The sequence below is a fragment of the Halomonas sp. 111 genome (assembly GCF_052379685.1).
Classification (GTDB): domain Bacteria; phylum Pseudomonadota; class Gammaproteobacteria; order Pseudomonadales; family Halomonadaceae; genus Vreelandella; species Vreelandella citrativorans.
In genome coordinates, this window is record NZ_JBQSYV010000013.1 from 25,893 (window position 1) to 40,818 (window position 14,926).

General features: G+C 57.0%; 10 protein-coding genes. 3 read left to right on the forward strand and 7 right to left on the reverse strand.

Annotation, left to right across the window (positions count from 1 at the left end; all coding sequences use genetic code 11):
• Positions 1-152: 152 nt before the first annotated feature.
• Together ACT3T7_RS11060 and ACT3T7_RS11065 are read right to left on the reverse strand one after the other, a co-directional pair.
• On the reverse strand, positions 153-776 hold the full coding sequence (locus tag ACT3T7_RS11060; protein ID WP_444631076.1) for an L-threonylcarbamoyladenylate synthase: 624 nt from the start codon (positions 774-776) through the stop codon (positions 153-155).
• 64 nt (positions 777-840) lie between these two features.
• A complete protein-coding gene (locus ACT3T7_RS11065) occupies positions 841-1,782 on the reverse strand; it encodes a PHP domain-containing protein (RefSeq protein WP_444631078.1) in 942 nt (313 codons plus the stop codon).
• Positions 1,783-1,981: 199 nt separating this feature from the next.
• Between ACT3T7_RS11065 and ACT3T7_RS11070 the strand changes: the two genes are divergently transcribed.
• On the forward strand, positions 1,982-2,281 hold the full coding sequence (locus ACT3T7_RS11070; protein WP_172118189.1) for a YciI family protein: 300 nt from the start codon (positions 1,982-1,984) through the stop codon (positions 2,279-2,281).
• 156 nt (positions 2,282-2,437) lie between these two features.
• Positions 2,438-4,435 carry a bifunctional tRNA (5-methylaminomethyl-2-thiouridine)(34)-methyltransferase MnmD/FAD-dependent 5-carboxymethylaminomethyl-2-thiouridine(34) oxidoreductase MnmC gene (gene mnmC, locus ACT3T7_RS11075; protein ID WP_444631079.1) on the forward strand — a complete coding sequence of 666 codons (1,998 nt, stop codon included), beginning with the start codon at positions 2,438-2,440 and terminating at the stop codon, positions 4,433-4,435.
• Here mnmC and ACT3T7_RS11080 read toward each other — a convergent pair.
• From ACT3T7_RS11080 to ACT3T7_RS11095, 4 genes are all read right to left on the reverse strand, one after another.
• Positions 4,429-4,701 (reverse strand): YheU family protein, encoded by a 273-nt coding sequence (locus tag ACT3T7_RS11080; protein ID WP_172118191.1) that lies wholly within the window; start codon positions 4,699-4,701, stop codon positions 4,429-4,431. The two genes, mnmC and ACT3T7_RS11080, sit on opposite strands and share 7 nt — an antisense overlap.
• Positions 4,698-6,734, reverse strand: coding sequence for an NAD-dependent DNA ligase LigA (gene ligA, locus ACT3T7_RS11085; RefSeq protein WP_444631080.1), 2,037 nt, complete (start codon positions 6,732-6,734; stop codon positions 4,698-4,700). The genes ACT3T7_RS11080 and ligA overlap by 4 nt, the downstream gene beginning before the upstream one ends.
• A gap of 109 nt (positions 6,735-6,843) precedes the next feature.
• Entirely contained in the window at positions 6,844-8,598 is a 1,755-nt protein-coding gene (gene zipA, locus ACT3T7_RS11090; RefSeq protein ID WP_442353073.1) for a cell division protein ZipA, read from the reverse strand.
• A gap of 512 nt (positions 8,599-9,110) precedes the next feature.
• On the reverse strand, positions 9,111-9,989 hold the full coding sequence (locus ACT3T7_RS11095) for a LysR family transcriptional regulator (RefSeq protein ID WP_193055351.1): 879 nt from the start codon (positions 9,987-9,989) through the stop codon (positions 9,111-9,113).
• Between the two features lie 99 nt (positions 9,990-10,088).
• Here ACT3T7_RS11095 and ACT3T7_RS11100 point away from each other — a divergent pair, with 99 nt between their 5' ends.
• Entirely contained in the window at positions 10,089-11,258 is a 1,170-nt protein-coding gene (locus tag ACT3T7_RS11100) for a mandelate racemase/muconate lactonizing enzyme family protein (protein ID WP_444631081.1), read from the forward strand.
• Positions 11,259-11,405: 147 nt separating this feature from the next.
• Here the strand turns inward: ACT3T7_RS11100 and smc are convergent, their stop codons facing one another.
• The gene (gene smc, locus ACT3T7_RS11105; RefSeq protein WP_444631082.1) at positions 11,406-14,900 is read right to left on the reverse strand and encodes a chromosome segregation protein SMC; all 3,495 of its coding nucleotides are present in this window, start codon (positions 14,898-14,900) and stop codon (positions 11,406-11,408) included.
• Positions 14,901-14,926: the final 26 nt, after the last annotated feature.

Here is a 14,926-nt window from a genome sequence, read left to right on the forward strand (position 1 = left end):
TTGGCGTTTTTAGCCTAATTTATTTTTATTGGTCATTCAAATAATAAAAATAGAGTATAACTGGCATGAAAGGTGACGATAGATTTACATCGGGAGTGCAGATAAACAGATCGCGCCATGCCTAGCAGCTGCCAGAGCATGGCGTGGGTAAGTCAGTTGGCGAAGGGAGCCGTGTCACCGCGTCCGGCACGGACAATTTTGGGCGGTAGCTCTCGCAGGTCGATGACGCTGGTGGGGTCCAGGTGGCAGGCGCCACCGTCAATAATCAGGTCCAAATGCACTTCAAAGCGGTCACGAATTTCCTCTGGGTCGCTCATGGGAAGGTCCTCCCCCACCGGAATCAGCGTAACGCTCATTAGCGGTTCGCCAAGCGCTTGCAGCAGCGCATGAGCAATCCGGTGATCAGGTACGCGTACGCCAATGGAACGCCGTTTGGGGTGCAGCAGCAGACGCGGGACTTCTGTCGTGGCATCCAGAATGTAAGTGTACGGTCCTGGTGTATGCGCTTTCAGCAGCCGAAACACCGCATTATCTACCTTGGCGTAGGTGCCAATTTCCGAAAGGTCCGAGCACATCAGCGTAAAGTTGTGCTTGTCATCCAGCGAGCGCAACCACTTGATCTTTTCAATGGCCTTCTTTTCGCCCAGATGGCAGCCTAACGCGTAACCTGAGTCAGTGGGATAAGCCACCACACCGCCTTTGCGAATAATCTCGATCGCTTGATCAATCAGGCGCTTTTGTGGGTTTTCTGGATGAATCTGGAAATATTGGCTCATTGTCTGCTCCTGCCCGTGGGCGCGTTTCAGTCCATTAGGGTATTCGCTTTTATCAAACGCTTACTCATACCATAGCTGACGCAGCGGCTAATGGACCAGCGGGGGCATTGCGTAAATGCGCTAAGCGAGGGTGCTGCCAAATGGGCGGCGCGGCCGTGCGCGGTACCATGCTCATGCTGCCAGGGGCGGCGTGGCTGCCGGGAAAGTGGAAGTCGCTACCTAACGAGGCGTAAAGCCCTCGTTCGACCATTTGACGGGCCAGGTCCCGGGTGACATCCGGATTCTGCTGGCCACTGACCAATTCAACCGCGTCACCGCCTGCGGCCTGAAAGGTATCCATTAACTGCCCTCGCTTACGCCGGGTTAAGCCGTAGCGTAAAGGGTGGGCAATCACCGCAACGCCACCAGAGGCCACCACCCACTCGACGACTTCGCTGATTTCTGGCCAGTGAGCTTTAACATCGCCTTTTTTACCGCTGCCCAGGTAGCGTTTAAACGCAGTGGCCCAATCGGCCACAACCCCCTCGGCCACTAACGCGCGGGCAAAATCAGGTCGGCCTAGCGGGCGGTCACTGCCTGCCTGCTCACGGGCTTTTTCCAAGGCGTTTTTAAGGCCCACTTTCTCTAACCGCTCGGCGATCACTTCTGCGCGCTGAATACGCGCCAGCCGCTGCTGTTCAAGCCCTTCAACCAGCGGGCCTTGCAGGCCACCGGGCATCAGCGCCACGACGTGGATGTTAATACCTTGCCAGCGAGTGGATAACTCGCAGCCAGGCACCAGGCATAGCCCGGCTTGTACCGCTGCCTTGCCGGCCTCGTCGATGCCGTCCATGGTGTCATGGTCTGTCAGCGCCATGTGGGTAAGGCCACGCGCTGCGCACAGCGACACCAACTCCGTGGGGGTTAACGCGCCATCCGACGCCGTTGAGTGCATATGCAGGTCAGCCGTGTAGCGCTGATCGGCATCAAACACCGCAGGAAGTAACGTTGCAGGAAGTAAAGGCATGGGCATGACGTCATGTGGCGAGTTTGTCAGAATAGGGATGTCTACCACGAACAGTCATAATGTGCCGTGTTCAAAAGACCTGGTGTTCACAGCGCTGCGCGTGGGACGATTTACAAACGCTCGCCATGGTGCGCGCTTATGTGGATGCGGTCAATGCTGCATAGGGCGCTTTACTACATGCTTTTAAGGAGTTACCCCCATGCTCTACGCCATTATTAGTGAAGACGTATCGAATAGCCTTGAACGCCGCTTGGCGGCCCGCCCGGACCATTTGGCACGCCTGGAAACGCTACGCGATGAAGGTCGCTTGGTGCTCGCGGGCCCGCACCCCGCTGCGGATACTGAAAACCCCGGCGACGCGGGTTTTAGCGGCAGCCTGGTGGTGGCTGAATTCGACAGTTTGGAAGCCGCTCAGGGCTGGGCTGACGCCGATCCATACATCATTGCGGGTGTCTATGCCAAGGTAATTGTTAAGCCGTTCAAGAAAGTTTTGCCTTGACCGATTAGGGCGAGTGTGGAGGGTCCGCCTGCTAATTCACAGAGCCTGTGGAAAACTCTGTGCAAACCCGGCGGACGCTTTTCGCTAAGCCAGAGATAGCGCCCTGATTAACAAATTGATTATTTTTTAACCACTTCAGTCATTACGGATATCCGCGTGCCTCAACGCCTTACTGATCTACCCCCTTTAGCGGCGTTAAGCGCGCCATTACTCACCTGGAGTGACACTTCACCGCACTCGGATGATTTTGATGACGTGTACTTTTCCCGTGAGGGCGGTCTTGAAGAAACCGAGCACGTTTTTTTAAATACCAACCGCTTGCCTGAGCGATTTTCCGCTTGGGAAAACACGCGCGCCTTTGTGATCGGGGAAACCGGCTTTGGCACGGGCCTTAATATGCTATGTGCCTGGGCCTGCTTTGAGCGGCACGCGCCCGCCGGGGCACGGCTGCATTTTTTATCCACAGAAAAGTATCCCCTGGATCAGGTATCGCTTGAGCGCGCCCTACGCGCCTGGCCGTCGCTTGCCGGTTATTCACAGCGGCTTTGCGAGCAGTGGCCCTCACCCGTTAGCGGCGTACACCGCCTGCACCTGAGCGACCGCGTGACGCTGGATCTGCATTATGGCGATACCACCGAGCGGCTGACGCTTTTAGATGGTCAGGTCGATGCCTGGTTTCTGGACGGCTTTGCGCCTTCTAAAAATCCACAAATGTGGCAGCCCGAGCTGTTTGAAGCCATGGCGGCGCGCTCTCGGCCAGGGGCCACCTTTGCCACGTTCACCTGCGCGGGCATTGTTAAGCGGGGCTTGAAAGCGGCAGGCTTTAGCTGGAAAAAAGTCCCGGGCTGCGGGCGTAAGCGCGAAATACTGGCAGGCATGATTGACACACCGCCTACCGATAAGCGCCGTGAGGCAACGCCCTGGTTTACGCCGCCAGCGCCTCTTCCCACGCAGCAGGTGGCGGTTATCGGGGCAGGGATCGCTGGGTGCAGCGTGGCGGCAGCACTTGCCAGGCGTGGCGTTAATGTGACGGTAATCGAGCGTAAAGCACCCGGTGCAGGCGGCTCGGGTAACCGCCAGGGGGCGCTTTATGTGAAGCTTGCGGCCGACACCAACCACCAAAGCCGGTTTTATCTCTCCGGCCTTTTATACAGCCAGCGCTGGCTTAATCAGCTCAAGGTTCCAACGCTTTGGCAACCCTGCGGCGTCGTGCAACTGGCCACCAACGCCAAAGAGGCCAAGCGCCAGCAGCGCTTTAGCGAGCAGCATGCGCTTCCCGAAAGCGTGGTGTCGCCGCTTACCCAAGGGTTGAGTGAGAAAGCCGGTGTGGCCATTGAAGCCGAACACGCCCTGTTTTATCCACACGCAGGCTGGGTGCGACCCAAAGCGCTATGTGAGCACTTACTCCAAACGCCTAATATCACGCTGAGACAAGGCGATGTCACGTCCCTTACGCGTGAAGATGACCGCTGGCAGCTGGCACTTGCTGATGGAAATACGATAAGTGCAGACCAGGTGGTGATTGCAAGCGCTCACTACGCCAATACGTATGCTCAAACGGCCAGCCTGCCGCTCCAACGCGTGCGCGGCCAGGTCAGCGAGGTGAGACTGCCCGCAGGCGTAAAAGGCCCTGAGCGGGTGGTATGCGCCGGTGGCTATGCGTCGCCCGCCATTGAAGGGGTACTTACCTTTGGGGCAAGCTTCGTGCCCAACAATGCTTCTACCGACGTGACCGATACCGACCACCAGCGCAATATTGATGAGCTTCGCCAAACGCTTCCAGCGCTGGTGGCAGAACTTGAAAGCGCAGGCGCCCACCTGACTCCACAGGCGCTTGAAGGGCGTGCGGCGGTACGCGCGGCAAGCCCTGATAAAACGCCCTATGCAGGCCCAGTCCCCAACACATCGGCCTGGCAGTCAGCCTATGCCGTGCTGGCAAAAGATGCCTCGCGAGTGCCAAACGCCCCGGGTGAGCACTACCCAGGGTTGTGGATATCTACCGCCCACGGCTCCCGGGGGCTTTCCAGTGCGCCGTTAAGCGCCGAGCTTATTGCCTCCCGGCTGCTTGGCGACCCCATGCCGCTTGAAGCTCAGTTGGCCGACCATCTTCATCCCGGGCGGCGTATTATCAGCGCGATTATTCGCGGTCAGTAGTCACCCTCTTCCTCATCATCTGCCAGATCACGACCGAAGGAACGCCACTGCGCCAGGGTCATTACTTCGGTCATTTCAAGCTTGAGGTCATGGGCAATAATCAGCTCGCTGCGCGCCAGCTGCTGTTTCAGCTCGTCGACCCACCCTTTCATCCCCGTGCCGGTATCGGTGGTGTCATAACCCTGCCGGGTAACAAACGCCTCCAGCAACGCATCGAGGGTTTCCGGCGGCAACATGCGGGCGGGTACTTCAATGAAACGGCTCATTCGCTCTGCTCCCACTGCGCAAGGCGTTCAATAAAGGTGGCTTCATCCACAACCTCTACGCCCAGCTGTTCCGCTTTGGTTAACTTACTACCGGCCGCTTCACCGGCAACCAGCGCCGTGGTCTTTTTCGAAACGCTACCCGCTACTTTGGCGCCAAGCGCCTGCAGCCGAGCCTTGCCCTCGTCACGGGTCATGCTTTCCATGGCGCCCGTCAGTACCCAGGTTTGACCTTCTAGCGGTGTAGGGCCTTGGGTAACGTCGGCTTCCTGCCAGGTGACGCCTGCCTCAATCAAGGCAGCCAGGGTCTCCTGGTTATGGGGCTGGCGGAAAAAGGTATGCACGTGGGCCGCCACAATGGGGCCAACATCGTTGACCGCCTCAAGCGCTGCCTGTTCGGCTGCTTGAAGCGCTTGCAACGTTCCAAAATGGCTCGCCAAGTTGGCAGCGGTGGCCTCCCCCACTTCACGAATGCCCAACGCGTAGATAAACCGAGCGAGCGTCGTATGACGAGCTTTATCCAGCGCGTTGACCAGATTAATGGACGATTTTTCGCCCATACGCGGCAAGCTCTGCCATTGCTCAACCGTCAGGTGAAACAGGTCGGCAGGTGTTTTCACCCAATCCAGCTCTACCAGTTGGTCGATCAGTTTGACGCCCAGGCCATCTACATCCAGGGCCTTGCGGCTGGAGAAGTGTTTGAGCGCTTCTTTACGCTGGGCAGCGCAGAAAAGCCCACCCGAGCAGCGCGCTACCGCTTCGCCTGCCACGCGTTCGATATCCGAACCGCACACCGGGCAGTGCTCGGGGAACACAATCGGCTGCGCGTCTATTGGGCGTTTTTCCTTATCGACCCGGACCACTTGGGGAATCACATCGCCTGCGCGGCGAATAGCTACTGTATCGCCAATCATGACATCCAGGCGGGTGATTTCATCAGCGTTGTGCAGCGTCGCGTTGGATACGGTAACGCCTGCGACGCTAACGGGCTCAAGCCTTGCCACTGGCGTGATGGCACCCGTACGGCCTACCTGAAACTCAACGTCGTTAAGCGTGGTGATCTCTTCCTGAGCGGGGTACTTAAACGCCGTTGCCCAGCGGGGAGCGCGAGCCACAAACCCAAGTTCACGCTGATAGCGCAGTGCATTCACCTTGATCACCACGCCGTCGATGTCGTAGCCCAACTGGTCGCGCTTCTCACCCAACTGCTCGCAATACTCAACGACCGCCTGCGGGCCAGTCAACACCTTTAGCTCCGCGCTGGCGCGAAAGCCCAGCGTTACCAGTCGATCCATTAGTGCGCTATGCGTGGTGTCGCCCATGTCCGGTTCCAGACGCGCCGCCTGATAGGCATGAAACTCCAACGGGCGGGTAGCAGTAATCTCGGGGTTCAACTGACGTAAACTACCGGCAGCGGCGTTACGCGGGTTGGCAAATACCTTACTGCCCTCCTCGCGTGCACGCTCGTTAAGCGCTTCAAAGCCTTGGTGGCGCATGATGACTTCACCGCGCACTTCCAAAAGCTCAGGGATCTGCTTGCCCATTAGCTTTAAAGGCACCGAGCGCAGCGTACGCAGGTTAGAGGTAATGCCCTCCCCAGTGCGGCCATCGCCACGGGTGGCGCCACTCACCAGCACGCCCTGCTCATACACCAGCGATACCGCAGCGCCATCAAGCTTCGGTTCACAGGTAAACTCCACGTCATCTGCTGCGCACTCCAAGCGCTCTGCGACGCGCTCAGCAAAGGCCACGATGTCGTCGCCGCTAAACGCGTTATCCAGCGAGAGCATGGGGATGGCGTGGGCGACCGAAGGAAACCCATCAGCAGGGGCAGCACCCACGCGCTGAGTCGGTGAATCCGGAGAGACGAGCGTTGGGTTTTCAGCTTCCAGCTGCTTTAAGCGTTGCAGTCTCCGGTCGTAGTCAGCGTCTGATAACGTTGGCTCATCCAATACGTAGTAACGGTAGTTGGCTTCATCAAGCTCGGCGCGCAGCTGGGTGACTGCTTCCAGCACTTGGGGGTCAGGCTGACTCATTAACGTTGGTTTCCATCGTACGGGCTAAAATCAATCACAAAAAAGACACATCCTGGAACAAAAACACCCGCCTTCTGCAAGAAGGCGGGTGTTTAACAGCAAGCGCTACTTAGTGGGCTTGCATGTGGCGATGCAGGCGGTGGCGGCGTTCAAACTCATGCACCCGCTGGCGGGCAAACTCAATGGTTTGAGCCGTCATGACGCTGCGATTTTCATCCTTCAGCTCGCCACTCATATGGCGAACCACGACCATAGCGGTTTCCACCATGGCTTCAAAGGCTGCAGAGCTGTCGACTGCTCCAGGCAAGGGCATCAGGAAGGTGATCCCTGGCGTTACAAACTCACCCATCTCTTCAATAGGGAATGTGCCGGGTTTAACAACGTTAATCATTGAGAACTGAAGTTCGCTGTCGTCACTTTCTGTTTCAAAGCGGTGGAACACACCCATGGCACGGCTGTAGCGTAGGCCGCACGCCATAATGAGATCCAGCAACTTGCTGCCATCGAAGCCTTCCGGGTCCCGGGAGAGCACGCTGATAACCACCACCTCATCGGCGTTGGTCAATGTTTCTTTGGCATGTTCACCCGGCACATCATGACGCAACGCTTTTTCAAGCGTTGGGTGAGCACGTACGACATTATCACGCGAGCCACGCACCGGCGCTTCATCGTAGGCTTCATAGTCATCGTACTGATCCGCTGATGTTTCATGCGCATAAGCAGGTTCAGACTCGTCATGGCGTGCAGCGGCCCGTTGCGCTTCCGCAGCAATTTCGGCGGCTTCGCGGGCTTCGGCCTGTTCCTGGGCAATGCGGGCTTTTTCTGCCTCGGCAGCTTCTTTTGCTTCACGGCGCTGCTCGGCTTCAAGCGCTTTGCGCTCTGCTTTCAGCTTGGCGGCGGCTTCAGCACGCTTGGCCTTTTCAGCTTTCTTACGGGCTTTTTCCTGACGACGCTGTATCAGGCGACGTTTAAGCGAGCGGCCCATACCCTCAAAATCGACCAGCCGATACTCATCAACGGCATCATCATCCAGCTCGTCATACTCGCCGGCCGTATCTTCACGCAGTTGACGACGCTTGGGCGCCCTGGCCGAAGCGGCATCTTCTGGCTCTGCACGCAACACAGGATCGGCGTCTGTTTCAACAGCGAGGACCGGCTCAGCGGGGCTCTCCTTATTCACCGCGACGGATTCATTCACCGCGACAGGCTCTTCTTTCGCAGCAACGGACTCTTCGTTGGCAGTAGATAGGGAGATAGACGGCTCTCCAGTGTGTGGCTTGCTTTGGGTTGGCACTTGCTCGGCAATAGGCGCATGCGCTTCTGACGCTGTTTTGTCTACCGGCTGAGTGTTAACAGGATTGGCTTGTGCCGTTGGCTGGGGTTCAACCTGGCTCACGTCAGCTGGAGCGTCGCTATTCGGGAAGATGCTTGGCTCTCGACGATCAATGTCAGCCGGGCGTGCTTTAGGCGCAGCGGCCTGGCGCTGAGGCTGTGCAGATGCTGCTGTATCCACTGGCGGAGCAGTCGCTTTACGCTTAGGGACCGCATTGGCAAAGGAGCGCCTAAATTCGGATAGCACTCTGGAAGGCCCTGGATGGTCTTGACGTTCCAACTTGGGTTTCGCGCCGACCCCACTATAGTCCGCAGGTTTAACGACACGTGCGCCACCGTTCGGAAGCTCCCAGCTAATTTCGGCTTCTTTAGCCTCATCATCCAGCTCGGTTAGCTTCGCCTCGGGAAGGTCCTTAACCGCCTGGTCCAAACGAGGGACGCGCCGCTGGCGTTGGAGTCGTCGTACACCGTCGACTACGATGAGCGACACCAACGCCAGTCCTAAAATGATTAACCATTCTCTTAGTTCCATGTCGAACATTCCATGGGTCATTTAACCGGTTACTAAAGCGCCATACCTGAGTGAAAACCTTTCAGGTGGTAAATAAATACCACTAGCATAGCGCGGTTACTATAAATAGAGCCATTTTTTAGCGATTTCTACGTTATGGCACGGTTCCTAAGCACAGTTCCTAAGTACAGTTCCTGACGTTTTCTAAGCAATATTGACGTTCATCGTGATCAGACTCAGTTGCTATTATTCAGGTCGTGAATCTGCTCTTTAATCCTGGTGTATATGTACTGCATCTATCTTACTTAATGTTTACTTAATTCTTAAAGCGAAGCGAGCTTAACAACCAACCTGCCACTACTGTATATAAAAACAGCAAAAGGCTTTAATCCAGCTCAGCCACACTAGTTCAAGGTAAATCTACCATAGCATTAACCACAATTTTATAATGATCAATATAGATAAGTTGAGCGTTTTTACACATTTTTTTATTATTTCTACTCAATTTGTTAACAGTTGTAGCAGTTATTTGCTTAACCGTTGGACAGCTTTTGCCAGAATGCGTTCGCAAAGTGGCTGGCTAATACACGTGGTCGGGTCAGATGTATTTCTAACGGTATATCCCACGAATCATCCAATGCACGCACTAACCGACCATCGCTAATCTCTTGTTCTGAAAGGCTTTTAGGTATCCATGCCAAGCCTTTATTTTCCAATACCATGGACATCAACACCGCGGCCAAGTGGCTGGTAAAGCGAGGCGCACTTATAAGAGAGGTGGCATTTTCATTAAGCCAGTGGTTAACAACACGGCCTAATCCCGAAGCATCGGTATATCCCAGGTAAGGCAACACTTCCAGGCACTGAGAACTGCTTAATTCTTTTCCCACCAGTGGAATCAGCGAATCCTCGCCCACCTTTATACTCTCAAACTGGTCAGGCGATAACCGTGAGGGAACAGCGCAATGCCGATGGCTTAACAAGAACTGGCAGTCACCTTGTAACAACAACTGCTCACACGTGGACATTGTATCCGAGTGAAGGCGCACGGCCTCCATGGGCGCTCCCTGCTCCAGGGCTCTTATCCAACGGGGGAAGAACGTAAATGACAGCGAGTGCGTCGCTGCAAACTGCAGCGTTCGGGTCGCTTCTCCGGCAATTTGCTGTGCTTCAGCCCGCAAGCGGTACAGTCGGCCAATCGCGTCAAACGCACTGGCCTGTATGTGTTTACCGGCGTCGGTGAGCGTGGTGCCCTGTGGGGTGCGAATAAACAGGCTAACGCCCATCCACTGTTCAAACGCGCGGATCCGTCGGCTGAACGCGGGCTGGGTAATATGTCGGGCGTTTGCAGCACGTACAAAACTGCCGTGCTCGGCAAGGGCGGTAAAGTCTTCTAACCAGACGAGTTCCATGGGGCAATGCCGTTTCAGCATGGGAGCACTTAGTAATAGCATTGGGCAGCCCCCCTTGTCACGCATAGGGTTAAGCACTTAACCACCAAGGAGCTTGCCATGCGTATTGTGGATATTCGCGAGAAAACCGTTTCGATTGCCTCCCCGATTGCCAACGCTTATATCGATTTTTCCAAAATGACCTGTTCGGTCGTGGCCGTCATCACTGATGTGATACGCGACGGTAAACCCGTGATTGGCTACGGTTTTAACTCCAACGGGCGCTATGGCCAGGGAGCGCTCATGCGTGACCGCTTTCTGGATAGAATCACCGAGGCCAACCCCGACACGCTCATTGATCACGCCCGCGACAACCTGGACCCGTTTGCTATCTGGGACACCCTGATGAAAAACGAAAAGCCCGGCGGGCACGGTGAGCGCTCGGTCGCGGTAGGCACGATCGACATGGCAATTTGGGATGCAGTCGCCAAAATCGAGGGCAAACCGCTCTACCAGCTGCTTGCCGAGCGTTATCGTAACGGCCAAGCCGACGACAAGGTCTGGGTGTATGCGGCTGGCGGCTACTATTATCCTGGTAAAGACCACACCAGGCTGCAGGATGAAATGCGCAGCTACCTGGCGCGTGGCTACAACGTGGTAAAAATAAAGATTGGCGGCGCACCGCTTGAGGAAGATATTCGGCGTATCGAAGCCGTGCTTGAAGTTGTTGGCGATGGCAGCCGCCTGGCAGTAGATGCTAACGGGCGCTTTGACCTGAAAACGGCAATTGCTTACGCCGAAGCGCTGAAGCCGTATCACCTCTTCTGGTACGAAGAAGCCGGTGACCCGCTGGATTACGCGCTTCAGGCGGAGCTTGCCAACCACTATGAATTACCCATGGCGACCGGCGAAAACCTGTTCTCGCACCAGGACGCCCGCAACCTGCTACGCCATGGCGGCATGCGTGCCGACCGCGATTTCGTGCAGTTCGACTGCGCCCTCTCCTACGGGCTGGTGGAGTACATGCGCACGCTAAAAGTGATGGATGAGCTTAGCTGGTCATCACGCCGCGTCGTACCCCACGGTGGTCACCAAATGTCACTGAATATCGCCGCAGGCTTGCACCTGGGCGGCAACGAATCCTATCCGGATGTCTTCCAGCCGTTTGGTGGCTTCGCTGACGGCATTCAGGTTGAAAATGGCTACGTCGGCCTGCCCGATATTCCTGGCGTAGGCTTTGAAGCCAAATCCAGGCTGTATGCAGTGATGCGCGAGCTGGGCGAAGGCTAAGCTTTGCATGAAAACTGCTTACGCTCGACCATACGGCGTTAAAAATCAGCTCAAAATACTCATTTACAAATGTAAACTCCGTTTTTTCACTGATTTTTGCCTTGTCTGGTCTTCGCTCGGCGACTTTTCATACAAACCTTCGCTGGTCTAATCCACCAACGCCGCGGCTTCATCAATCCCCACCGATACCAGGCGCGACACGCCGGGTTCCTGCATGGTCACCCCCATCAGGCGCTCGGCGGCTTCCATGGCAATCTTGTTGTGGGTGATATAGATGAACTGAACGTTTTCCGACATCTCTTTTACGAGCTTGGCGTATCGACCCACGTTGGCATCATCCAGCGGCGCGTCAACTTCATCGAGCATACAGAACGGCGCAGGGTTGAGCTGGAAGATCGAGAACACCAACGAAAGCGCAGTCAGTGCTTTTTCCCCACCGGAGAGCAGATGAATCGTGCTGTTCTTCTTGCCCGGCGGACGCGCCATGATCGCCACCCCGGTTTCCAGAAGATCATCACCGGTAAGCGTTAGCCAGGCCGCCCCACCGCCAAATACGCGGGGAAAGAGTTCCTGCAAACCGCTATTCACCTGATCAAACGTTTCCCTAAAACGTACCCGCGTTTCCTGGTCGATACGCTTGATCGCTCGCTCCAGGGTTTCCAGCGCTTCGGTCAGTTCGGCGTGCTGGGCTTCCAAATAGTTGCGTCGTTCGGCCTGCTGGTCGTACTCCTCAATCGCTGCCAGGTTAATGGCGCCCAAGCGGCGTATCTTCTCGCCGGTGCTTTCCAAACGCTCCTGCCAAACCTGTTCACTGGCATCGCTGGGCAGGTTCTCGGCCAGGTCATCGGCGTCATGCCCCAGTTCGGCCAACTGCTCATCTTGCGTGGCCGCTTTTAGCGCCAGCGCCTGAACATCCATACGCCGCTGCTGAAGCTGCTCGCGGCTCTGTTCAAGATTGCGTTCGTGCTGCTGGCGGGCCAGCTCATCATTGCGCAGCTGTTCTGCCAGCGACTGTGCCTGCTGGCGCGTTTCGTTAAGGCGGCGCTCCTGCTGCTCACGCTGATGTAGTAGCTCTTCAAGCTCTTCACCGACCAACTCGTCCGGCTCAAGTAGCGTTTCCCGCGACGCTTCTAGCTCTGCTATGCGTAGCGTCAAGCGCTCTTCGCTGTCGCTTGAGCGCGTCTGCTGGGCGCGCAAACTACTCCGCTCAGCGGTTAACCGCTCTCGCTCTAACGCCAGCGTTTGCTGCTGCGCTTTTAACGGGCCGTGTTGCTGGGTCAGTTGGTCGCGCTGTTCGCGCTGGCGGCCACGCTGCTCGCTGGCCTCTTCGCGTGCTTGTGCAGTGGTTTCCAGCGTTTCCATCGCCACATTCCAACGAGCACGCTGCTCCTCCAGGGTAAGCGTTAACGCTGCCTCATCCTCTTGTAGTTGCCCAAGCTCCGCATCAAGCTCGGTGGCCCGGCTCTCCAAATGCTCCAGCTTTTGGGCAGCGCTACGCTCTTTAATGGCCAACTGCTGAACGCTTGCAGCATGGCCACGCTCCTGCTCAGCCTGCTGTTCACGGGAAAGCTCCAGGGCTTCAATAGTCTCACTGGTCGCTTCGCACCGCTCTTCAGCCAGCGCCAGCGCGTCTTCATCCTGCTCGCGCAGGGCGTCCAGCTCCTTGAAACGGCGCCGCGTTACCAGTAAGGCATCAACGCCTTCGCCATTGGCCTGCTGATGCAGCCAGCCGGGCCCCCGCCAAACGCCATCACGGCTAACAACGCTTTCTCCCGCTGCAAGGCCGGGCGCAAGCTGCTCAGCCTCGGCGCCGGACTCAACGTAGTGAATACTTGCTAACCATTCACCTATCGCACCAGCGCCGCTTACCAGTGAATCCAGCCGCTGGCCCTGGGTTGAAGCGGCGGGCGCTTGCTCATCAATCAAACACCAGTCGGTAGCCAGCGCCTGCGGCAACGCGGCAAGCTGGTGGCTTGCGACCAGGCGAGCATTCAACCAGGGCGCCAACAGCCAGGAAATGACCGTCTCCCAACCGGGTGTCACGCTGAGGGTTTCACCCAGGCGGGGGGCATTACTTAGCCCGTGGGTTGCCAGAGTTGCTTCCATGTCCGGGTCGTGGTCGGCCAGCGCGGCATCCATCAGGGTCTGCAGCGAGGCCAGTTCACCTTGGCGCTGGCTCAATTCAGCGCGTTTATCATCACGGGTAAGCGTTGCCTGTTGATAACGCTGTTTGGCATCGCTGTACTGCTGCTGCCACTGTTCACGCGTTTGGGTGAAGGCTTCGGAACGCTCTTCAGCTTCTTCCAACTGCGCCTGAAACTGAGCGTGCTCTTCGCGTAGCGCGCTCAAATCCGCCAAATCGCCGCGCTGCTGACGCCGCCGCTGGCTTTCTGCCTGTAGGCGTTGAATACGCTGCTCTAAATCGCGCAGCTGGTCCTGGCTGCGGTCGGCTTCGCGGCTGGCATCGCGCCAGCGATTTTCGGCGTCCGACCACTGCTGCTCGGCGGCTTCCATGGCGGGGGTAGCATCGGCCAAGGCCTGTTCCAGGGCGTCCAGCTGCTCTTCCAGCGCTTCGTGTTCGGGCGCCAGATCCTCAAAGCGTTCGTCGATGGCGGCAAGACGCTCCCGGTCGCCTTCGCTCACCAGGCGTTGCTCATCCAGTTCGCGCCGTGCAGTGGCAATATCGCTGGCTAGCTGGGCCTCACGGCTACGCCGGTGGGCCTGATCCTGCTCCAGCCGTGCAATGCGCGTGGTGGTTTCAAAAAACTGCTGCTGGTGGCGCTCCAGTACCTCGGCCAGCTCATCGTGCTGCTCACGAGCTTGCTCCAGGCGGGTTTCACACTGGCGTACGCCAAACACATCTTTTTCAACTGAGATTTCCAGCTCACGAACCCGGCTCTCCTGCTGCGACTGCTCTGCCCGCAAGGTGCGCCCGCGTAGCAGTGCCAGCTCGCCCTTAAGCCGGTACTCCTGCTGCTTTAACTCCTGATAGCGTTTGGCCGCCTCGGCCTGGCGCTTTAAGCGCTCAAGCTGTTTATCCAGCTCCTCGCGAATATCGTCCAAACGCTCAAGGTTTTCCTGGGTGCGCCGCATACGATTTTCGGTTTCGCGGCGGCGCTCCTTGTATTTGGAAATGCCCGCGGCTTCTTCAAGCGTTGAACGCAAATCATCGGGGCGAGCTTCAATCAATCGCGAGATCATGCCCTGGCCGATAATCGCATAGGAGCGCGGGCCAAGCCCGGTGCCCATAAACAGGTCGGCGATATCCCGTCGACGGCACTTTTGGCCATTGAAGAAGTAGTTGGACTGGCCGTCGCGGGTCACTAACCGTTTGACCACGATTTCCGCGTATTGGGCATACACGCCACCCATGGTGCCGTCGCGATTGTCGAACTTGAGCTCAATAGACGCTTGGCCCACCGGTTTGCGCCCAGTCGAGCCATTAAAGATAACGTCGGCCATGGACTCGCCACGCAGGGTTTTAGCGGAGGACTCGCCCATCACCCAGCGCACGGCGTCGATAATATTGGACTTGCCACAGCCATTGGGGCCGACAATCGCGGTCATATTACCGTCGAAGGGCACCGTGACCGGATCGACAAACGACTTGAATCCAACAAGGCGGATAGAGGTTAAGCGCATGCCAATCCTACAAAAAATTATTTATA